General features: G+C 63.2%; 17 protein-coding genes. 5 read left to right on the top strand and 12 right to left on the bottom strand.

Translation table 11 applies throughout. From position 1 onward, the window contains the following. Nucleotides 1–88: 88 nt before the first annotated feature. Nucleotides 89–1,381, top strand: a complete 1,293-nt coding sequence (locus F4Y72_11600; GenBank protein ID MXZ28929.1) for an extracellular solute-binding protein — start codon at nt 89–91, stop codon at nt 1,379–1,381. An 11-nt stretch (nt 1,382–1,392) separates the two neighbouring features. Here F4Y72_11600 and F4Y72_11595 read toward each other — a convergent pair whose 3' ends face one another. The 11 genes from F4Y72_11595 to F4Y72_11545 form a co-directional block, all read right to left on the bottom strand. Continuing rightward, complete coding sequence (locus tag F4Y72_11595) at nt 1,393–2,610, bottom strand: pyridoxal phosphate-dependent aminotransferase (GenBank protein MXZ28928.1); 1,218 nt, start codon at nt 2,608–2,610, stop codon at nt 1,393–1,395. After that, on the bottom strand, nt 2,610–3,710 hold the full coding sequence (locus F4Y72_11590) for a low specificity L-threonine aldolase (GenBank protein MXZ28927.1): 1,101 nt from the start codon (nt 3,708–3,710) through the stop codon (nt 2,610–2,612). Before F4Y72_11590 ends, F4Y72_11595 begins: the two co-directional genes overlap by 1 nt. A gap of 80 nt (nt 3,711–3,790) precedes the next feature. Then, nucleotides 3,791–4,120: an L-rhamnose mutarotase gene (locus F4Y72_11585; protein MXZ28926.1), complete on the bottom strand. Its 330-nt coding sequence runs from the start codon at nt 4,118–4,120 to the stop codon at nt 3,791–3,793. 31 nt (nt 4,121–4,151) lie between these two features. Beyond that, nucleotides 4,152–5,246: a sn-glycerol-3-phosphate ABC transporter ATP-binding protein UgpC gene (gene ugpC, locus F4Y72_11580; GenBank protein MXZ28925.1), complete on the bottom strand. Its 1,095-nt coding sequence runs from the start codon at nt 5,244–5,246 to the stop codon at nt 4,152–4,154. A gap of 32 nt (nt 5,247–5,278) precedes the next feature. Then, complete coding sequence (locus tag F4Y72_11575) at nt 5,279–6,052, bottom strand: maleate cis-trans isomerase (GenBank protein ID MXZ28924.1); 774 nt, start codon at nt 6,050–6,052, stop codon at nt 5,279–5,281. An 18-nt stretch (nt 6,053–6,070) separates the two neighbouring features. Continuing rightward, nucleotides 6,071–7,078, bottom strand: a complete 1,008-nt coding sequence (locus tag F4Y72_11570; protein MXZ28923.1) for a flavin reductase — start codon at nt 7,076–7,078, stop codon at nt 6,071–6,073. 3 nt (nt 7,079–7,081) lie between these two features. Then, nucleotides 7,082–8,113, bottom strand: coding sequence for a hypothetical protein (locus tag F4Y72_11565; protein ID MXZ28922.1), 1,032 nt, complete (start codon nt 8,111–8,113; stop codon nt 7,082–7,084). 7 nt (nt 8,114–8,120) lie between these two features. Next, nucleotides 8,121–8,900: an SDR family oxidoreductase gene (locus F4Y72_11560; GenBank protein MXZ28921.1), complete on the bottom strand. Its 780-nt coding sequence runs from the start codon at nt 8,898–8,900 to the stop codon at nt 8,121–8,123. A gap of 33 nt (nt 8,901–8,933) precedes the next feature. Continuing rightward, nucleotides 8,934–9,713, bottom strand: coding sequence for an SDR family oxidoreductase (locus tag F4Y72_11555; protein ID MXZ28920.1), 780 nt, complete (start codon nt 9,711–9,713; stop codon nt 8,934–8,936). A gap of 133 nt (nt 9,714–9,846) precedes the next feature. After that, the gene (locus F4Y72_11550; protein MXZ28919.1) at nt 9,847–10,731 is read right to left on the bottom strand and encodes a carbohydrate ABC transporter permease; all 885 of its coding nucleotides are present in this window, start codon (nt 10,729–10,731) and stop codon (nt 9,847–9,849) included. Next, nucleotides 10,724–11,623, bottom strand: coding sequence for a sugar ABC transporter permease (locus F4Y72_11545; GenBank protein ID MXZ28918.1), 900 nt, complete (start codon nt 11,621–11,623; stop codon nt 10,724–10,726). The genes F4Y72_11550 and F4Y72_11545 overlap by 8 nt, the downstream gene beginning before the upstream one ends. Before the next feature lie 317 nt (nt 11,624–11,940). On the opposite strand from F4Y72_11545, the gene F4Y72_11540 reads away from it, so the two are divergent. After that, nucleotides 11,941–14,622 carry a TonB-dependent receptor gene (locus tag F4Y72_11540; GenBank protein ID MXZ28917.1) on the top strand — a complete coding sequence of 894 codons (2,682 nt, stop codon included), beginning with the start codon at nt 11,941–11,943 and terminating at the stop codon, nt 14,620–14,622. A gap of 66 nt (nt 14,623–14,688) precedes the next feature. Here the strand turns inward: F4Y72_11540 and F4Y72_11535 are convergent, their stop codons facing one another. Then, on the bottom strand, nt 14,689–16,017 hold the full coding sequence (locus F4Y72_11535) for an alpha-L-fucosidase (GenBank protein MXZ28916.1): 1,329 nt from the start codon (nt 16,015–16,017) through the stop codon (nt 14,689–14,691). Nucleotides 16,018–16,279: 262 nt separating this feature from the next. On the opposite strand from F4Y72_11535, the gene F4Y72_11530 reads away from it, so the two are divergent. From F4Y72_11530 to F4Y72_11520, 3 genes are read left to right on the top strand one after another with little or no spacing between them, the layout of a single operon-like run. Beyond that, a complete protein-coding gene (locus F4Y72_11530) occupies nt 16,280–19,063 on the top strand; it encodes a hypothetical protein (GenBank protein ID MXZ28915.1) in 2,784 nt (927 codons plus the stop codon). 55 nt (nt 19,064–19,118) lie between these two features. After that, the gene (locus F4Y72_11525) at nt 19,119–20,549 is read left to right on the top strand and encodes a sulfatase (GenBank protein MXZ28914.1); all 1,431 of its coding nucleotides are present in this window, start codon (nt 19,119–19,121) and stop codon (nt 20,547–20,549) included. Between the two features lie 12 nt (nt 20,550–20,561). Next, nucleotides 20,562–22,271 (top strand): carboxylesterase/lipase family protein, encoded by a 1,710-nt coding sequence (locus tag F4Y72_11520; GenBank protein MXZ28913.1) that lies wholly within the window; start codon nt 20,562–20,564, stop codon nt 22,269–22,271. Nucleotides 22,272–22,290: the final 19 nt, after the last annotated feature.

Here is a 22,290-nt window from a genome sequence, read left to right as displayed (position 1 = left end):
CTACTCTACTGGACACTGCTACCATGACGGATATGAAGTCCGGAAACTTCCGCGGCGATAACGCGGCACAGGCCGCAGGACTGCCGGCTTGATCCGCAAACCCTGGTTCGCCATCGTTTTCTGCGCCCTGGTCGCGGTTGCGGGATGGTCGAGCCTCAACCTCGACAAGCGCTCGCCGAATGCGGATGGCGCCACCACGGTCCACTGGGTGTTCGCCGAGCGAAACCCCAGGATCATCGCTTTCTACGATGAGGTCATCGCTGATTTCGAGGCGCGCAATCCGGGCGTGGAGGTCAAATACCGGTATCTCGCCCGGATGAGCCAGCGGCTGCCGACCCTGATCGCATCGCCCACCAAGCCGGACATCCTGTTCACTCAGGGCGCAGGCCTGTTGCAGCAGCTCTACGATATCGGGGCGGTGCGCGACTTGAGCGCCGAGATGCTGCGCGACGGTTGGTCCGACAGCTTCGTGCCCGCCGCGCTGGACAACTTCACCTACGACGGCGCCATCATCGGCGTGCCGCACCACATCACCAAGGTGGACTTCTATTACAACAAGGACCTGTTCCGGCAAGCCGGAATCGACGCCGGTTCGGTGGAAACCTGGGACGATTTTCTCCAGGCGGTTGCCGCGCTGCGGGCGTTCGGCGTGACACCGATCGCGGCGGGTCCGGCGGACCCCTGGACCGTGGGGTCCTATTTCGGAATGGCCGCCACGCGCGTATGCGGGAAAGAGGCGTTTCGGCACGCAATGCAGGGCCGGGGCCAGGGTTTTCTGATGCCCTGCATGATCGAGGCCGCGGGAATGGTCAGGCAGCTGGCGGAGGCGGATTCCTTTCAGCAGGGATTCGCGGCCTCCAAGTATCCCAAGGCGACCGGCCTGTTCGGGGACGGCAAGGCCGCAATGGTTATGGCCTACAGCGCCACCACGCCGAGCGAACAGAAAAAGAACGCCTCCGACGGCATTGGTCTTGCAACCGGGACGATCGGTTTCTTTTCCATGCCTGTAGTGCCCGGCAGGCCAGGCAGCAGAACGGACATCTACGGTGCGGTAGGCGGCTGGGCGCTCACCACGGGGTCGTCCGATGCAGCCCTGGAATTCCTGAGGTTTCTCACGAACCGGTCCAACCAGCGGAGGCTTGCCGAACTCGGACTGAACATTCCGGTGCACGTGGCCGCGGGAAGCAGTGTCACCGATCCGATGTTGCGCGCCGCCGCAAACGAAGTCAGCCAATCGGGATGGTTTCAGACGTTTATCGAAAACGCCATGCCGGCGGCGGTCGGTCAGACAATGCACGATGTAACGGTTGACCTGCTCAACAGCCGCATTGAACCCGAAGAGGCGATGAGAAAACTGCAGGCGGTGGCGGAGCTGGGGTAGCCCGGGGCCTGTTAACACGGCGCAAGCGCGGCCGTCGCCGCCTCGATACGGCGGCAGCCTTCCACGAGGTCGTCCTCCGCGTAGGCGTAGGACAGGCGGAAGTGACCTCCCAACCCGAAGGTGCGGCCGGGGACGATGGCTACCCTGGCGGAATCGAGTATGTAACCGCAGTAGTCCGAATCGTCGGCAATGGTCGTCCCGTCCGGCGCGCTCAGCCCGTAGGTCGCCCGGCAATCCGGAAATATGTAAAAGGCGCCGCCCGGCACGCGGCATGACACCGCTTCAATGGCGTTGATCGCGCTCACCACCAGGTCCCGGCGGCGGCGAAAGGATTCACAACGCTCCCCGAGCAGCTCCTGCGGGCCGGAGAGCGCCGCGCGGGCCGCGATCTGGGACACGACGGATGCGGGAGAAGTCGACTGGCCCTGCACTGCCACCATCGCGCGGATCAGCTCCACAGGCCCGATTCCCCATCCGATGCGCCACCCGATCATGGCGTACGATTTCGATACGCCGTTGACGATCAGCGTGCGGTCCGAAAGGTCGGGCGCCGCCACGCGGAACGAGCAGAAAGGCTCGTAGGAAATATGCTGGTAAATCTCGTCGGCCATCACCCAAACCTGCGCAAATTCCCGCAGGACTTCCGCGAGGGCTTCGAGTTCGGCGCGCGAGTACACCTTTCCCGACGGATTGCCCGGCGAGTTCAGCACCAGCCACCTCGTCTTCGGCGTAATGGCGCTGCGCAGGCGTCCCGGCGTGAGCGTCAGTTCCGCGCCGCAATCCACCCGCACAGCTTTCCCGCCCACCAGCCCGACAATGTCCGCGTAGTTTGTCCAGTACGGAGCCGGCAGGATGACCTCGTCGCCCGGATCCAGCGTTGCCAGAAACGCATTGAACAGGACCTGTTTTGCGCCGGTGGAGACGATCACTTCCGCCGGGTTCGCCGAGAATCCGGTTTGCGCCCCGGCATCGTCGCAGATGGCCTGGCGCAGTTCAGGCAGCCCCTGCGTGGGCGGATAGCGGATCGCGCCCTGCCTCATGGCGGCGCAAGTCTGCTCGATTACATGCGGCGGCGTCGAAAAATCGGGCTCTCCGGTGCCGAAACTGAGCACGTCCTCGCCCGCGGCCCTCATGGCCCTGGCCTTCTCGGAAATGCGCACGATTTCCGAAAGCTCAAGCGAGCCTGCCCTCGCCGAGCGTCGAAACGTTGCCGAAGCCGCGCGCGCCATCATCCGCCGCTACGGGTTGCGTTCGCTTCGCCACCGCCGAATTCCCGGCAAACCTTCTCGAACGCGCCGATTCGGGCTTCTCCGTCGCAATAGGACGTCACGATGCGGAACAGATCGCCCTTGGCGTCGGGCCAATCGCGCAAGTGAATGCCCTCGGACTTCAATCGGCGCTGGAAATCTGCAGGCAGGCGAGGAAAAAGCTCGTTCGCCTGTACCGGATCGTTCAGTTCGACGCCCTTTACCGATGCCAGGGCCGCCGCCAGCCGCTCCGCGTTGGCGTTCGCGGCCCGCGCATTGGCGACCCACAAGCCGTCTTCCAGGTAGGCCAGCAACTGTGCCGACATGAAGCGCATCTTCGAGTGCAGGAAGCCGGCGCGCTTGTGTATGAACCGCGCCTTTTCCGCCAGTTCCGCGTCGAACAGCACGACCGCGTCCGCATTCATCGTGCCGTTCTTGGTCGCCCCGAACGACACCGCATCCACACCCGCCTTCCAGGACATTTCCGCCGGCGTGGCATCCAGGCTCACCATGGCGTTGGCGAACCGCGCGCCATCCATGTGGACCTTCAATCCGGCCGCATGCGCCAGGCCGCTGATCGCCGCGATTTCCTCAAGCGCATATACGGTGCCGCGTTCCGTGGCCTGCGTAAGGCTGACCGCCGCCGGCAGGAGCTGATGCACGGTGCGCCGGGCGTGGCCATGCAGCGCGGACTCGAACGTGGATGCCGCCAGCTTGTTGTGCGGGCCCTCAAGCAACGCCAGCCGGGCCCCCAGTGTGAAAAACTCCGGGGCGCCGCATTCCGTGGTGACGATATGCGCATTGCGGTGCGCGAAGATCAATCCGTGCGGCGGCGCCAACGCGCCCAGGGCGAGGCCGTTCGCCGCGGTACCGGTCGGTACCGGGAACACGAAACACTCGCGTTCGAATACTTCTGAAAACGCGGAATCGATGCGCCGCGTAAACCGTTCCATTCCGTACGGCGGCACGAAGCCCCGGTTGCAGGCGACCAGGGCCTCCAGGATCCGCGGGTGGACGCCGGCAGCATTGTCGGAATAGAAATCGAACCCCTCCGAAGCGGAGGCGACGTCCTGCTTGAGCAAGTCCGCGAGCACGTCAGGGCCTGTCAGCACGATGCGCCGCCGCTCTGTTGCGTCGGTCTGCCGGCGCCGGGGATGCGGCCTCAATCACAGTGGAATACCTCCTCCATGGCCGCCCACCACTCGCCTTCCGCGCGGGTTTCCAGCCCTTCCTGGCAGGGATCGGTGAGTTTCCACCAGCGCCGGGTTTCCTCGTCGCGGTCCATTCTGGCCATGTCCGCCTCGAAATCGTTCCCGTGATACTCGAAGTACCCGAACAGCAGGTTTTCCGGTTCGCGCAGGAAGATGCTGTAGTTGCGAATGTTGCATTGCCGGATCTTCTCCAGCACCCCGGGCCAGGCGTTGGCGTGAAGCGCCTTGTACTCGGCGATTTTCTCCGGCCGTATGCGGATGATCCATCCCATTCGCTGCATGTTGCGCTTCCTCCAAACACCAGTCTCGTGGCTAGATCCTGTTGCCGGTGGCGGCGTCGAACAGGTGGATCCGCCGGGGCGCCACATGGATCCGATCGCCGCGCCTGAACCTTGCGGAGCTTCGCGACATTGACGATCCGACAGTCCCGGGCAGCGGGTCCCGATAGCTCGCGTTGAACGTTTGTCCGCCGAACCGCAGATCCAGGAAGACCTCGGCCCCGGTGATTTCGGCGCCCGCCACCGTGGCGCCGATCCCTTCGCCGCCATCGTCGACGAACTCGAAATGCTTCGGCCGGATACCCAGCATGACCTCCCGGCCGCTGTGCCGATCGGCCCAGGCCGGAAGCGGGATCCTGCCGTTGGCGCCGGACACGAAGCAGTTACCGTCGATTCGGCCTTCGAATATATTCATTCCCTGCGTGCCGATGAATTGGGCGACGAACAGGTTGGCGGGCCGGTCATAGAGTTCCATCGGCTCCCCGATCTGCTCCGTGCGGCCTTCGTTGAGCACCAGGATCCGGTCGGCCATGGTCATGGCTTCCAGTTGATCATGCGTTACATAAACCGTCGTGTTGCCGATCTCGCGGTGCAGCTCGCGCAATTCCGTCCTCATCTGACCGCGCAACTTGGCGTCCAGATTGGAAAGCGGCTCGTCGAACAGGAAAATCGCCGGATTACGCACGATCGCCCGGCCCATGGCCACCCGTTGGCACTGCCCTCCGGACAATTGCCGCGGCAACCGGTCGAGGTAATCGGAAAGGCCGAGCAGTTCGGCGGCCCGCCCCACTTTCTCGTCAATCTCCTGCCGCCCGGCGCGCCGCATCCTGAGCGAAAAGGCCATGTTTTCCGCCACGCTGAGGTGCGGGTACAGCGCGTACGACTGGAATACCATCGCGACGTCCCGCTCCTTGGGCGGAACATCGTTGACGACCCGGTCATTGATGCTGATTTCGCCGCCGGTTACCGGTTCCAGCCCGGCAATCATCCGCAGCAGTGTGGACTTGCCGCAACCGGATGGTCCCACAAGCACCAGAAACGTGCCCCTGGGCACCGACACGGTAACGTCCCGGATGACTTCAACATCATCATAGGACTTGCAGACGTTCTTCAGCGTCAGACTGGCCAATCGGGTCCCTCTTTCATGTGTCTTGAAAGCACTCAGGTCAGCGCGAACAGCCGACCGTAGTCGGCGGTCCGCACGCGGGCCCCGGCCAGCCTGATCGCTTCCCATATTGTGACCTGATTGGCCGTGAGTACGGGCAGATCGAGTTCGGCCTCCAGCCGGCGCATGACCTCGAAGGCCGCCATGGCCGTATCCGGTATCAGCAGGGCCTCGGCGCCGGAGCAGTCCATCGACAGCGCCTTTTCAATCAGCAGGTCCGGCCCAAGGTCGAAAGCGTCCTCCCCTCTTTCCGTGTTCAGGTGAATGGCGTCGCCCACCGCGATCCCGGCTTCGCCCAGAAAACCACGAAAGGCTTCGGTGACTTCCGCCGGATAGCTGGCGAGAACCGCCACACGGCGTATGCCCAGGGCCCGGATGGCCGCGGCATAGGCCAGCGCGGTACTGCTGACCGGAGCGCCCAGGATCTCGGCAAGCCCGGCAGCCTGGTCTTTCGACCACTGCATCCCGCCGATAAAGCTGGCGCTGGTTGTGGCCCAGACCGCTGCATGAACGCGCAGGGGCTTCATCGAACGCGTCGGGTAACTCAGGTTCTCGATCGATCCGATCGCGTAGAGGGGATCGGGATAGTGGGTCTTGTCGCCTCCGTAGGCATGCATGCCGCCGATCAGGTAGCACAACAGGTTGTGGTTGAAATATTCCGCGAAGTGGTAGTACTCGAAGGCGCTTCCGCCGCGTGGATACAGGAAACCCAGTCGCGGCCGCTCCGCCATCGGAACGCCCGTGTTCGGCGTTATCACGTCCGTATACATCGCCGTGGGGTTCCTCCGTCAGCCCAACTGACGTTCCGCGTCCTCCTTCGAGTACGAACGCAGGTTGTCGACGATGGGCGCGATATGGCCTCCTTCTCCGGTCTCGGCGAAAAGGCCGAACCGGCCCTGCGAGCGCTCCTGGAAATATCGTTTCAGCGTCATCCGGGTCTGGTAGTCCAGCAGGTCCTCCCACGGCGTCGCGCCAGCGTCGAAAAACCTCCAGTTTTCCCGGTCCGCCAGGTCCGGCTTTGCCGACAGCTCGCCGCGGTACAACAGCAGCGTGCATTCCCGGTGCCGTATTTCGTCAACGGAATACAGGAAACTGATGGTCGTGGGGGCGCCTGCTTCGGCCAGCCGTTCGCGCAGACCCCCGAGGGGCAGCCCGCCCGCATCGCCCGGCGCCTCGGGAAACGACCACTTGCCGCCCTCCCCGGCACGGCACAGCAGAACGCGGCCGCCGTGGTCCACGATCACGCTGAATACGGTCTGCCCGCGCGTCTGGGACGCGCTCTGCTCGTCCGAAACATTGAAGAAACCGCCGCGGAAATAGCCCAGCGGCAACGCGGAGCCCTCGGCCATATCCACCACCTTGCCGATCACCACGTCATGATCACCGGCGGCCACGATGTCGCTGAGCCTGCAATCCAGCCACGCGACCGAATCGGCGAAGATGGGCGCGCCCGTGGCCGCGCGTTGGGTCTGAACGCTATCGAACTTGTCCGCGGCGTTGGTTGCGAAGCGTATCGACAGCTCCCTTTGCGCTTCGCTGGCGATATTCACGGCAAACACCTCGCTTTGCCTGAGCGCGGCCAGGCTTCTCGACCGGCGCTCAACACAAACCAGCACCAGCGGCGGCGCCAGCGATACCGAGGTGAAGCTGTTGGCCGTCAGGCCGTGCAGACACCCTTGCGAATCCAGGGTCGTGACAATCGTGACGCCCGTGGCGAAACTGCCGACGACTCTGCGGAAGAACGCGGGATCGACCGATGCGTGACCGGTGGCCCCCGTCAACGCCCGGTCCCCCATATTTCAGGCGCCCGGCCCGATGGCATTCCGCAGGTCCACCGTGCGCGCGGGCGTCTTTCCGGCAAGAAATTCGCGCACGTTTTCCATGGCGAATTCAATCATGCGCTCACGCATTCCCAGCACGTTCGAGGCCATGTCGGGGGTGCCCACCACGCGCGGCAGCCGGTGCACCGCCAGCCGCGAAGGAACGTTGTAGTGATAGCCCGCGGGAGATGCGTCGGCATAGTCCCACCACACGTCGGCGGCAAAACCGCCCAGGTCGCCCCGGGTCAGGGCCTGGTGGACCGCCGACTCGTTGACCACCATGCCGCGGCCCACGTTCACCAGCAGGGCGCCGGGCTTCAGGACCGCAAACTGCTCATGCCCCATCAACCCGCGGGTCCGGGGAGTGAGGGGCAGAGCCAGGATTACGGCATCGGCCGCTTCCAGTACGGAATTGAGCCTGTCGGCGCCCACGAGTTCGTCCACGGCGTCCACCTGCCGGGAAACATCGCGCCTGACGCCGACGGTCTTCATCCCGAAGGCGCGGCACCTTGCGGCAATAAGTGTCCCGATACGCCCCAAACCGACGATCGCGGCGACCTTCCCGGCAAGCTGGACGCTGGCCGTTTCCGGCGTCAGATCGACCCAGTCGACGCGCCGCACCGACCGGTCGTGCTCCGCGATTCGTTTGGCGAGCGCCAGCAGCAGCGCCATGGCGTGCTCGGCCACCGCCACGGAATTGACGCCGCCGGCGTTGGCGAGCGTCACTCCGCGTTTGAGAAACAGCGCCAGATCGTAGCGGTCGTAACCGGTATGGGCGGACGAAACCAGCTTCAGCTTGCGGGCTTCAACGAAGACCTGGCGGGGAAAGTTCCAGCCGACGATGATTTCAGCCTCGCGGCCCAGGCGGACCAGTTCCGCCGGGTCCGCGTCATAGTCGCCCTGGTCCGGTGAATGTTCGGGCACCAGGAATTCGCAGCCGGACGGAGCCAGCGTGCGGATCCACTCCAGCTGCTCCGCAGCCTTCTGCCAACCCAGCAGGATCGCTGTCATCCTGTTCCTACCACGCAAGCGCTCCGCCGTCCACTGGAATCACCGCTCCAGTCACGTAGCTTCCCGCATCCGAAGCGAGAAACAGCGCCGCGCCCACGATCTCGTGCAATTCGCCCGCGCGTCCCCGGGGCAGCATCTTCATGAAGTCCGCGTTGACATCCGGCTCCTTCTCGGTCTCGGCCCGAATGGTCTCCGTCATGAACAGCCCGGGCGCGATGGAATTGACCCGCACGCCGTGCGGCCCCCACTCCACGCCCAGGCTCTTGGCGATCTGAATTTCCATGGCCTTGCTCACCTGGTAGCCGACGCTACCCGGCTTGCCCACCATACCCCCGATCGATGAAAGATTGACGATGGCGCCGCCGTTTTCCTGCTCCAGCATCACCCGTCCAACCGCCTGGGTGCAGAGAAAGGTTCCGCCGGCGTTCACGCTGATCACCTCGTCCCAAAGCTCCATCGGATAGCTCACGGCGGGCGACCGTCCGCCTATACCCGCGCAGTGAATCAGCGCGTCGATGCGCCCCGACACGCCCAGCGCGGCGCTCACCAGGGCATCCACCTGCTCGGGAACGGACACGTCCGTGGGACAGGGCAGAACGCTGGCGGCCGCGGGCTCGAGTTTCGCCGCAACCTTGCGCAGGCCGGGGGCGTTCCTGTCCGCTATGACCAGATCGGCGCCGAAGTCCGCCAGGGCCAGGGAAATTTCCCTGCCCAGTCCGCTCGCGGCGCCGGTCACGATGACCGTCTTGCCGCCAAAGTCGAAAAGCGCCCTGTACCTGCCGTTCATGTCCCTTTCCCATGCACCTTCGCCACGACTCCCTCAACTGGCGATGTAGCCGCCATCCGTTGCTATCAGGTTGCCGGTCACCATGCTGCTGGCGTCCGAGGCAAGAAAGAGTATCGCGCCCACGACCTCCTCCGGCTGCGCCCTGCGGCCCATCGGCACTCGCCGCAGGCGTTCCGCGAAATACTCCGGCTCCCGCGCTTCTTCCTGCTGGTTTTGCGGCGTATCCACGGATCCGGGTGCAATCGAATTGACCCGCACGTTGTACGGCGCCCACTCGACTCCCAGGCTGCGGGACATCTGACCCAGTCCCGCCTTGCTGACCTGGTAACCCACGCTGCCCGGCCATCCGACGGCAGCGGCGCAGGAAGCGATATTGATGATCGAACCCTTTCTCCGCGCAATCATCCCGGGCGCCACCGCCCTGGCGCACAGAAAGCTGCCGCGCGTATTGATGTGTATGACCTTCCGCCACAGTTCCAGCGGATAGTCCCTGGCCACGCCGCGTGCGCCTATACCGGCGCAATTGACGAGCACATCCACGTGGCCGGACACGCTTTCGGCTGTTTCCGCCATCTGAGCAACCTGCTCCTGGTCCGAAATGTCGGCCACTGCGCCGGTCACGCGGTAACCCTCGGCCCGCATTGCGGCCACGGCCTCGTCCAGGCCGCCGGAATTCACGTCCGCGGCCACGACGTGGGCGCCGGCGTCGGCAAGCCCGTAGGCGGCGCGCAGGCCCATGCCGCTGGCTGCGCCGGTCACCAGCGCCACCCGGTTATCGAGCCTGAATAGATCCGTGGAGTATTGGCCCGCCATGCGTCAGAAACTGCTCCTTACAGCGCCGACTTTTACAGTATATCTGTTCACTTGCAGCAACTTAAGAGTATGGCCGACTCCTGTCAAGCAGGACGGCCGCCCACGGTTGAGACGATCAGTTGCACCGAACGCCTCACGATTTCACGGCGCCTGAGGTGAGGCCCGAGATGACGTGCCGCTGCGCGGCCAGGAACACAACGATCATCGGCAGCATGGTGAGCGTCACGAAGGCGCAGATCATCTGCCAGTCCGATCCCCGCTCATCGGTATAGTCCATCAGGCCCAGCGGCCATGTAAAGAGTTCGGGAGTGCTCAGAAGGACCATCGGCAAAAAGTAGGTGTTCCAGCTTGCCACGAAGTTTATGATCGCAACGGTTGCGATGATCGGCCCCGACAGCGGCAATACGATCTCCCAGTAGAACCGGAAGTAGCCGCAACCGTCCACGAAGGCCGCGTCGAACAGCTCCCCGGGCAGGTTCCTGAAGTAATTGGCGAACAGGACCACGGCCACCGAAATGCCGCCGGCAACCTTGGGCAGCACCAGACCGATATGGCTGTCCATGAGCCCCAGGTCGCGAATGAGGATGAAGAGCGGAAGAATGGCCGTTGCGGTGGGAAACATCAGGCCCATGACCACGTACCCGAGCAGGAACTTCGAGCCGAAGAAGCGCAGTTGCGAAAACGCGAACGCGGCCATGGACGCGACCAGGATCGTGAACACGACCGCAAGGAAGGCCACTACCAGCGAATTCCTGAGCATGACCCAGTAATCCGCGCTCAGCAGGATGTCGCCGTAATTGCTCCAGACCCAGGCGCTGGGCAGGCCCAGCGGATTGACCCTTAAGTCCCCCAGCGTCTTGAAGCCTCCGAGCACGGTCGCCACCAGCGGCACCAGCACGACCAGCGCGAACACGGAGAGCACCGCATAGACCAGCACGCGGCCCACATCGACGCGCCGGCCCGGTGCGCGCCCTGCCGCTGCGGAATCCCGGACGGTAATCGGATTCCCTTCAGGCATATCGGCCGCTCAACTTCCGGTAGGTCGCAGAGAACGCCAGGGTGATGAAGAAGATGACCACGCCGATGGCGGAGCCGAATCCGATCCGCATGCTCGCGATGCCGTCGGCGTACAGGTAGTGCACCATGGTTGAGGTGGACCGGGAGGGCCCGCCTGTGGTCATGGCCATGATCATGTCGAAGGCCTGGATGGAACTGATCACCACGAAGAACCCGGAAAGCGCGATGGTGGGGGCCAGCAACGGGATGGTGATTCTCGTCAGCTTCTGGAACGGGCCCGCGCCGTCGATCTCGGCGGCCTCATAGAGCGAATGGTCGATCTGCTGCAGTCCGGCCACGAACAGGATGAGGTGGAAGCCGAAACTCTTCCACACCATCACCACCGCCACTGCCGTAAGCGCCAGTTGCGGATTGGCCAGCACATAGGCTTCGTCCAGTCCGAACAGGCTGATTTCCGAAAGCACTCCGTAGTCTCCGTCGAGCAGGTAGCGCCAGATCAGACCGGCGGTCAGGTCGGCGAGCACGTACGGCAGGAAGAAAATCAGCCGGAACGTGATCGCGAACGGGATCCTGCGGGCGATCACCACCGACAGCCCCAGCGCGACGGGCACCACCGTGGCCATCATGAAGACAATCAGGTAGAGATTGTTGCCGAAGGCCTTCCAGAACAGGGGATCGTTCAGAACGCTGACGAAATTGCGAAATCCGGTGAAATCGGTGGGCCAGCCGAATCCGTTCCAGTCAAAGAAACTGAACATCGCGGCCTGCGCCACGGGCCAGACCATGAAAACGGTGTAGATGAGCAGGCCGGGGCAAAGAAACAGCGTGACCAGCGCGGCGGTCGACCGCTGCGGAATCCCCGGCGCGAACGGGCCTGTAACTGCTGTTTTCATTTGAATTGCATCAAGACGGTAGTGTCTCCTGCGCTTGAAGACAAGATTCCCAGACTTCAGAACCGCTTTCGCGCCGGGAAAGGGAAAATCCCGCCCGTGTTTGAATACTACTGCAATCGAACATCTTTCTTGGAACAGAGCGGCTCGTCGCGGACCGTGATAATTCTAGTAAATCGATACTATTGCAAAAAGTTTGCATTCCTGATATAAGAGGGTATCGCGGATACGGGGACGATCAGGATGAATCTGCCGCGGACTCCGCTCGGGGCCGGTTGACAGCGAGCCGGCGAGGCGATTTTCAGGGAGTTCAGACAACCATGAGCACACCATATGTAGCGAACAAATTGCAATCTGTTTGGATGATTGCCATTGCAGCGGGACTTGCATTCGGCGCGGGAACCGTAGCGGCCCAGTCCGATTCCGACGACGAGGCCATCGAAGAGATCGTGGTGACCGGCATCCGCGGATCACTGCAGCGGTCGCTCGAGGCAAAACGAAACGCAGACCAGGTCATCGACAGCATTTCCGCGGAAGACATCGGCAAGTTCCCGGACGAAAACGTGGCCGAATCACTGCAGCGGGTGACCGGCGTGCAGATCGATCGAAGCGGCCGCGCTTTCGGTGAAGGCAGTTTCATCAGTATCCGCGGTCTGGGACCGGACACCAGCCGGACGTTTGTCAACGGTCGGGCAGTCCTTGCTACCGGCTTCGGCGAGCGCGGCGTGGACTTTCGCAATCTGCCCTCCGAATTCGTCTCCTCCCTGAGTGTCGTCAAGTCTTCGGCCGCCAGCGATATCGACGGCTCGCTGAGCGGTCATGTCGACGTGACAACCGCCATGCCCTTCGACAACGGCGGTGGATTTCGCGCCGCGGCGAGCGCTCAACTGGTCTATGCCGACCTGCTTGACGAGAACCTGCCCAGGATTACGGGATCGATCAGCAATACCTCAGCGGACGGAACCATGGGCATCATGCTGACCGCACACTACGAGGAACGCGACAACCGGCAGGACGGCTTCACCACGGACGGGTTCGACTGCGTGGACGCCACCTACAACGCACGCTGTTCCGGAGGCCAGCAATTCTGGCGCCCGCGGGCATCCCGATATGAACTCTGGGTGGTGCCGTCGGAAAGGACGGGCGCCACCGCAGCAGTTCAGTGGCGGCCTAACGACAACTTTGAATTGAAGGGCGACCTGCTCTACAACAGTCGCAAGGAAGTTTCAACGCAGGTGTCCATGGTCGGACTGACCCGTCTCGGCGGTGGCCGGACACTGGACGCCTCGACGGTCCAGACCACCTCCAGCGGAACCATTATCGGGGCGAGTATTGTTCCGGGCACCAGCTTCATGAACATATTCAACCTCTTCCTCTCCACCGACGCGCATGTGATGATGGGCGGCCTGAACGGCACATGGACCTCGGGTCCCTGGACTTTCGAAGGCGACCTGGGGTATTCCGAATCCGAATCGGGCGGAGATTTCGACCATACCGGAATCCGCCACCGCGGTCTGGTGATCGGCACCGACCTTGCGTCCGGGGTGCCGTCTTCCATGCCGCTGGGCGATTTCGTTGCCAATCCCACTTCAACCGACGGCTGGCAAGCGTGGCGCGTGCGCCGATCGAAGACCTCCAACGAGCAGGACGACACGCAATACCGGTTCAGCGCCTCCTTCGAATTCGACGACAACGACTTTATCGATGACGTGGAAGCGGGCATTCGTTACGCGGACGCCGAGTACTTTGCCGGAGTCTTCGGCGCCAGGGCGCGCAGCAATTTCATCAATTTCTCGCTCACCCCGCTGGACCAGCATTTCACCGATCCGAACAGCGCGGTTCACACAACCGCCGCCCACCTCGGCGTCAGCGACTACGGTGACCAGATGCCGGGACAGCAGGTCGGAAACCTCATTTTCCCGAACAAGGACGTTCTCAATCGCGAGTTCCTGCCGCCCCAGCACGATTTCCTGCCCAACGCGCCGGACACCGCGCTGATCGGAGAATCGACGACGGCGTTGTATGTGCAGATGAATTTCTCCAACGGACCCTTGTCCGGCAACGTCGGTGTTCGCTGGGTGGAGACCGAAATTACCGCCGACGCGGAAGGCGTGACGCCTGATCCCGCGGCGACGGTGCGCGATGCCTTTACCGGGCAGGGCTATCTGCTTCCCCAGATCCACCTGGAGAACTCCTATAGCGACGTCCTGCCCAGCCTGAACGTCCGCTGGGAGGTCCGGGACGACCTGATCGTCCGGTTCGCCGCGTCGAAGACCCTGTTCCGCGCCGAGGCGGATGAACTTGCGCCTCGCGGAACCGTCAATCCAAGCCAGCTTACGGTCAGGGGAGGCAACGCATTCCTTGATCCATTCCGCTCCACCAATATCAACCTGGCTCTGGAATACTACTTCGGCGACAACAGCGGGGTCTCCGCCACGGTGTTCCATATGGACATCGAATCGTTCTTCAGTTCCGGCCTGACAGGTGAAAAAGCCATGGTGCCGGGATTTCCCGAGGAATTCGATATCGTGGGGCCGATAAACGGTTCGGGCGGAAAGCTCCGGGGGCTTGAACTGGGCTTCCAGCAGGCCTGGGACAATGGATTCGGCGTTGTCGCCAACCTTACCCTGATCGATGACGACACGGAAAATACCAACTCGTTCACGGGGGATCGCGTCGGTCTGGAGCGTATTTCCGAGAGTTCCTACAACCTGATCGGGTTCTACGAAGCCAATCGCATCAGCGCCCGGCTCGCCTACAACTACCGCGACGACTTCCTGCAGCGCACCAACGGGAACGGAGGGCTGCCGCGGTATGTCGAAGGCTACGGACAACTGGACGGACGTATCGCCTACGACCTCTTCGAAAACTGGCAGGTGTCCTTCGAGGCGAAGAACATCACCGGGGAGGATGTGCAGAGCTACCTTGGAATACCGGAAAGAATCCGCGACTATTTCAACTTCGGACGCCGCTACTTCTTCGGTGTCCGCACGACCTTCTAGCCCATAACCCGTCCCCTTGGGCTGACGGCCTCGCAGCTACGCGAGGCCGTCCTTTATTTCGGTCGCCTACTTCAGAACGAGTTCGATGACCGGCACTTCAACCGGCGGTTTCACGGGTGGAAGCTGCAGGACAAGAATGTCGTGGGGCAAGTCGTCCTGATCCAGTCCCTGCAGCCCCTCGCCTTCTCCGAGCACGCGCCTGCCGGGCGGCAGCCAGGTGATTTCGCTGGCATCGTTCAGCAGTTGCGCATAGGCGACCTTGCCCCCCAGACCCTCCAGGTAAAGGTGCTTGTAGGGCCAACTGAACAGATGCACATACACCCGATTGCCGTTCTGCGTCAGCCGGCAGTCCTTTGGCGCCTGGAACGGGGACCGCCCGCATCCGTATATGGAACGCGCGTGCAGTTCCATCCAGTCCGCATAAACGTCAAGCGCCGCCATGGTCCGTTTGTCCAGGATGCCCCGTCCCGTCGGGCCGACGTTCATCATCAGATTGCCGCCCATGGAGACCATGTCGACCAGAACCCGAATCAGTTGATGCGGGCTTTTCCAACTTTCCTCGTCGCGGTTGTAGCTCCACCGCTCGGACATGGTGAAAGCCGACTCGAAATCGACCGGCCGGCCCTTTCGCAGTGGCGCTTCATGAGGCACGAAACACTCGGGCGTGTAGAAGTCGGCTTCAAGATCCAGCAGATCCAGCCGGTTGTTCACAATTGCGTTCGGCTGCAGCTCCCGCACGAGTGCGAGCAGCCCTTCGCTGTCCCAGTAATCGCGCCCCTTGCCGGACACGCCCCGATGCGTCGCCCGCGGATAGCTGAAATCCGGGAAGAAATGGCTGATTTCTCCGTATTGAGTCAACAGTTCCGTGACCTGGGCCTTCATGAACGCCTGGTAGCGCGCAACGTCGCACTTCGCGTTGTAGCTTTCAAGGTCTTCGATGTTGCGCAGGGGATGAAAGGGGTCGATCGCGAAATCCCTGTGGCTCCAGTCGATCAGGGAGTAGTAGAGGCCCACCTTCAGGCCCTCTGCGCGGCAGGCTTCGACAAATGGACCGATGAGGTCCCTGCCGTAGGGTGTGTTGCTTACGTTGAAATCGGTTTCTTTGGTCGGCCAGAGGCAAAAGCCGTCGTGGTGCTTGGAGGTCAGTGTCATGTGGGTCATGCCGGCGCGCCGGGCTCGCCGGGCCCAGTCCCCAGGGTCATAGAGGTCGGGGTTGAACTGATTGAAGTACTTCAGAATGTGCTCGTGGGGCAATTCCTGCCGGCTCCGGTACCAGGCGCCTTGCGTGTGGAGCGAGTAGAGACCGAAATGAATGATCATTCCGAAACGGTCATGAATGAACCAGTTCTTCCTCTCGGAATCCGGATTCGGTAAGGAAAGATTTGTGGCGGACATGAGTGATCTCCGGAATATCCTGCGTAGCGATGGTGCCGTCGGGCGCTCGGCAAAGAAACAGCAGGCCCGGTTCCCCGGTCGATGCCGGTGCGGGCCATTCTATAGAAATGCCCGTGAAGAGCCGCCGCCTTCCATTTTTCGACCGGAGACGCGCTGGCATTACGCGTCCGGACGGTCGCGCTTGCCCGCGCCTTCCAAACTTATTAGAGTAAAGTAAGTTTAGCGCAATTTTGCTGATTGGTTCGAGGACCCGCGGTTGCCCATGATTACCCGGCGCACCATGCTGAAGGCAGGAATCGGCGCTGCGCTGCCGGCCCTTTCACTGACGCGGCCCGCCGCGGTACTCGCAGGTCCCTTCCCCGCGGAGCTGCGAAGTGTGCCGCTGGACAAGAAACTCAGCCGGGAATGGCTTGACCGCCTTTCCGAACGGGGAACGGCGCGAGTCTATCGGACCTGGGACGAACAGCGATACGTCGGCATGCCGATCGGCGGAATCGGCGCCGGCACGGTGTACCTGGGAGGCGACGGGAAGCTATGGTGCTGGGATATTTTCAATCAGGCCCATGAAGGCGTGGTGCCCTCCACCCTGAAGCCGGGCAAGCATACGAATCTGCGCGGCGGCCGGCTAAGGGAGAGAGACGGGGCCAATTTCCTCGAACCTCCGACACAGGCAGACAGCCCCTGGCGATTTGAACAGGGATTCGCGCTGGTTATCCGCCGGAACGGCTCGGAGGCAAGATTTCCGCTGGACCATACCGGTTTCAGCGATATCGCCTTCACCGGAACCGCCCCGATGGCGCATGTCCGCTACCGATCCGGCCCGGCCGGCATCCAGGTCGATCTCAAGGCCATGACGCCCTTTGTTCCGCTGGAGGCCAATCACTCCTCGCGGCCGGCGGTCCTGCTTCGCTATCGCATCCGCAATACCGGCTCCGAAAATCTCGAGGGCGGGATCGAAGGATGGTTCGAGAACCCGGCGCTCCGTTACAACGCCCATCGAAATGACGCTCCGCTGGAAAACCGTGTCTTCCGCCTGGAAAACGGTATCGGCGTGCTGGGCCGCGTTCTCACCGGAAGCCAGCTAACGGAGCGAGATCAGCCCCCGATCGAGGACCTCCCGGACTTCGGGTCCTTTGCGCTTGCCTGCAGCGATCCTCAGGCCCGCGCCGCCACGTATGCGTTCCTGCAACGCGACGGCGGCGAAGGATCCAAAGCCGAGCCCTATCAGTCGCACCCCTGGTCCCCGGCGATAGCGGGCCTGTCCAGCCGGTTCAACCTGACCGTGGGAGATTCTCACGACTGCGATTTCGTCGTCGCCTGGCATTTCCCCAACCTCCGTCTTCAGGCCAGGACCTGGGACAGCAATCAACGCGCCTTCCCGCAGGCCAGGGCCAGGCGCTGGTATGTGAACCGTTTCGGCAATGCGGCGGACGCCGCCCGGAGCCTGGCCGAGGACAAACTCCAACTCCGCCAGGCTACCGTGCGCTGGCGGGATACCTGGTACGACAGCACCCTGCCCCATTGGCTTCTGGAACGTTGCTTCAATTCGGTCAACGCACTGCAGACCAACACCTCGATCCGATTCGAGAACGGACGGTTCTGGGGCTGGGAGGGCGTGGGCTGCTGTCCCGGCACCTGCACGCATGTCTGGCACTATGCGCAGGCGGTCGCCCGGCTGTTCCCGTCGCTAGAGCGTGATTTGAGGGAACGCACCGATTACGGCATCGCTTTCCGCACCGACGGCGGGGTCCGTTCGCGCGCCGAGTTCGAAGATTCGGTCGCCATTGACGGACAAGCCGGAGTGGTCCTGCGAACCTTGCGCGAGCACCAGATGAGCTCGGACGACGGCTTCCTGAACCGCGTTTGGCCGAAGACGCGAAAAGCGATCGAATTCCTGATCGCTACGGACGCCCGCGACGGACGTGTGGACGGAATCCCGGGCGGCCAACAGTCCAACACGTTGGATGCGAGCTGGTACGGAAAGGTGCCGGCCTTCGCGTCGCTGTACGTTGCGGCGCTGGCGGCCGGCGAGCGCATGGCCGAAACCGTGGGCGACGATGATTTCGCCCGCAGGTGCCGTGCCATCGCCGATCAGGGACGCAGAGGCATCGCCGCTCTTTTTCGCACCGAATTCGGCTATTTCGTCCAGGAGGAAGATCCTTCACTACCCGGCGAGATCGGGCTCGGCGATGGCTGCCATATCGACCAGGTGATCGGCCAGTGGTGGGCGTTTCAGTTGCGACTGGGCCGCCTTTTCGACGGCGGCATGATTCGCCGGGCCCTGGCCCGCATCTGGGACCATAACTTCTGCCCGGACGTGGGCCGCTACCAAGCCTCGATCAAAGACCCGCGTCACCGCGGCAACCCCTATGCACTGGTGGGCGATGCGGGCGTGCTCACATGCACCTGGCCCAATGGCGGCCCGCCCGAGACGTGGAAGGACAACTGGCAGTTCGCGTATTTCAATACCTGCTTTCAGGGCCTCGAATACCAGCTCGCCGGGCACATGATCTGGGAGAGCGACGCGCAGCCGGACCTGCTGGAGAAGGGCCTGGCGATAACGCGGGCCGTGCACGATCGCTATCGGCCAAAGGCAAGAAACCCCTACAACGAGATCGAGTGCTCGGACCACTACTCCCGCGCCATGTCGGCGTACGGGATATTCCTGGCCTTGTGCGGATACGAGATTGACGGCCCCCGGCAGCATATCGGCTTCAAGCCCCGCCTTGCGCAGGACGGCAATTTCAAGGCGGCTTTCACGGCGCCCGAGGGTTGGGGCAGCTTCGAACAACGGCGCGCCGGAGCCGCGCTGGCCGTGCAGCTGACTGTCAACCACGGCACGCTCAAGCTGCGAACCATGGCGCTGCGCACACGTTCCAATGAGACTGCCGCTAGCGTAGTCACATCAATGGGCCATGCAATGGTAAGCAGCAATGGCCAGGATTGCCTGGTGCGCTTCGACATGCCCATTCGATTGTCGGCCGGCGATGCCCTGGAATTGCGCATCCAGTCGTCCGCGCTTGTCGGCGCCTCCCAAACTTATTAGAGTAGTGCAGGTTTAGCGCAATTGTGCTGATCGGTTCGAGGACCCGCGGTTGCCCATGATTACCCGGCGCACAATGCTGAAAGCAGGAATCGGCGCTGCGCTGCCGGCCCTGGCGGCGCCTCGCGCGTGGTCCGGACCGCCGCCGAACATCGTTCTGATACTCGCCGACGACCTGGGTTACGGCGATGTCGGCACGTTCGGCTCGCCGAACATCCGAACGCCCCGCATAGACGCACTCGCCGCCGAGGGGCTGAAGCTGACCTGCATGTATGCGGAGCCGTTCTGCGGCCCCGCGCGCGCGGCGATGATGACCGGCTGCTACCCGATACGCGTGGCCGAACCCGGCAATACGAAGAGCCGCCACACGGTGCTTCACGACCGTGAGATCACGCTTGCCGAGGTCCTGCGGCCGGCCGGGTATACCAGCGCAATGATCGGCAAATGGGGGCTGGGCGGCCACTCGAACAACCGCTGGAAAACCGAACTTCTGCCGCCGTCGCAGGGATTCGACGTTCACTTCGGCACGCCCGCGAGCAACGACTGGCCCGAGGATATCGTCCTGCTGCGCGACGGACGGATGATCGAAAAGGCGCCCGATCAGGCGGCGCTGCCGAAGCGTTATGCCGACGAAACCATCGAATTCATCAGGAGCAGCGCGGACAAGCCGTTCTTCGTGTACTTCTGCCCGAACATGCCCCATGTCGCGCTGGATGCATCCGCAGAATTCCGCGGAGGATCGCCCCGCGGACTCTACGGCGACACCATCGAGGAACTGGATTTCCATGTCGGCCGGATCGTCGACGAGGTCGCGCGGCTGGGCCTGGCGGACAACACCTACGTCGTGTTTACCAGCGACAATGGCCCCTGGATCGTCAAGCGCGAAGACGGCGGTTCGGCGGGCCCATTCCGCAGCGGCAAGGCGTCCGCCTGGGAAGGAGGGTTCCGCGTACCCTGCGTAATCTGGGCCCCCGGCAGGATCGCACCCGGTCGAACCAGTTCCGAGATCATGGGGTTGCAGGATTTCTTCCCCACTTTCGCCGCCTTGGCGAACGCGGCGATTCCCTCGGACCGGGTCATTGACGGGCTGGACAGCAGCGGTTTCATCAACGGCGATTCCGAGCGCAGCCCGCGCAATGACTTTGCCTACTTCCTGTGGACCCATCTCCAGGCCGTGCGGCAGGGCAGGTGGAAGCTCCATCTTCCGCGCCCCCGGGACCCCGATTGGGTGGCGCCGCTGACGCCGTCGGATCATGTAGACCCCGAAGACGCGGCGGCGATCGAAAGTCCCATGCTTTTTGATCTCATGAGCGACTTCGGCGAACGCTACGACCTGTCCCGGGAGCATCCGGACATCGTGGCCAATCTGCTCGGTTTCGCCGAGTCCGTTCGCGCGGACATGGGCGATTACGATCGCCTGGGACGCAATGTCCGCCTCTTCGATCCTCTCGACAAGCGCCCGGACGCACCGATGCGCGTTCCCTACTGATCCCCCATTGCGATGCCCCCCAGGCAGGCTCATCAGCAAAGCAAAGGCGCAGGTTTCAGCCGCCGGGAAGTCGTTGCGGCCGCCGTCGCGGCGCCGCTGGTCGCGACGGCCGCACCAGGTGGCGCCGATGCCGCCTTCGATCCACCGAATCGCGCCGCCGGGCAGCTCCGCACCAATCCCGCCGCGGTCGAGACGACCGCCGGAAAGCTCCGGGGATACGAGAGCGGCGGCGTGGCCATCTACAAGGGCGTGCCCTACGCGGACCCGCCGGTGGGCAATTTCCGCTTTGCCCGGGCCCCGGCCCTGACACCCTGGACCGGGATCCGCCGGGCATTGAACTACGGCCCGATTTGCCCCGTGATCCCGGAGGACAGCCGCGACCGCGCCCACGACGTGTTCCGGTTTCTCGCACCGAACGGACAGCCCAGCGATGCGATGGAAGACTGTTTGCGCCTGAACATCTGGACCCCGGTCGCCCGCGAAACCAGGAGGCCCGTGATGGTGTGGCTGCACCCCGGGGGCTTTCGCAGGGGCAGCAGCCAGGAATTCCTGAGTTGCGACGGGGAAAATCTCGCCCGGCGCCGGAACGTGGTGGTGGTGAGCCTCAATCACCGCATCGACGCGCTGGGATACACGGATTTCTATACCGATATGGGTGAATCGTTCTCCGAGTCGCCGGCCGCCGGAATCCTGGACCTGGTCGACGCGCTGAAATGGCTGCGCGCCAACATCGAGAGATTTGGCGGTGACGCCGACAACATCACCCTCTTCGGCCAGTCCGGAGGCGGTTACAAGATCAGCGTCCTGCTGGCCATGCCCGAGGCGTCCGGATTGTTTCACCGGGCGGTCATTCAAAGCGGTGCACGTCTTGAGGTGCACGACCAGGAAACCGCATCCAGGCTCACCCGGGAAATCCTGCGCGTCCTCGATCTGCCGCCCGGCGCAGGATCGGTGCGCAGACTCAGGGAACTGTCGGTCGGAGAGTTCCTGCGGGCCGCGAAGGCGGCAAGCGACGCGGTCCGGGTGCAAGGGATCGAGACGTCCCGCTGGGCGGGGCGCTCCTGGCGCTACCAGCCCACCGCGGGGACGCCGTCTCTTCCTCACCAGCCCGGCTCGACCGCGGCCATGTCCGAAGCCGCGAACATTCCGCTCATCTGCGGCAGCACGCGCAACGAAATCTCGCCCAGCGGAAACAATCCGCATCTTGAGGGATTGTCCTGGTCGGGACTGAAGGAAGAGCTGGAACCGGAACTGCACGGCCGGACGGATGCCGCCATCGAGGCGGCGCGAAAGACCGATGCCGAATGGCGGCCGGTCGATGTGCTGTCGGTGCTTTTGACCCGCAGGTTCCGGCTGTCCGCCGTCGAGTATTGCAACCGCGCCAGCGCCGTACAGGACCGCAGGGTATTCAACTACCTGTTCGACTGGCGCACCGACCTGTTCGACGGGCGCCCGCGCGCCTACCACACCAGCGATATCGCCTTCGTGTTCGCCAACACGGAGAGAGTTGCCGAACAGACCGGCGGCGGGGAGCGGCCACGCGCACTGTCCGAGTTGATGACCCGTTACTGGTCGCAGTTCGCTGCGGGGGGCGACCCGAATGCTCCGGGATTGCCGGATTGGCCACAGTACGGCGCCGCTACCAGACCCACCATGATTTTCGACGATGTCAGCGGGGTCCGTAACAATCCGGATGCGGAAATCGTCGACCTGTTTCTGTAGGCGGCAGCGAAGGAGGATT

This window comes from Gammaproteobacteria bacterium (assembly GCA_009838035.1).
In the GTDB taxonomy this organism is placed as follows: Bacteria; Pseudomonadota; Gammaproteobacteria; order Steroidobacterales; family Foliamicaceae; genus Foliamicus.
The sequence above is the reverse complement of the archived record's forward strand: the minus strand, read 5'-3'. Positions and strand labels throughout refer to the sequence as shown.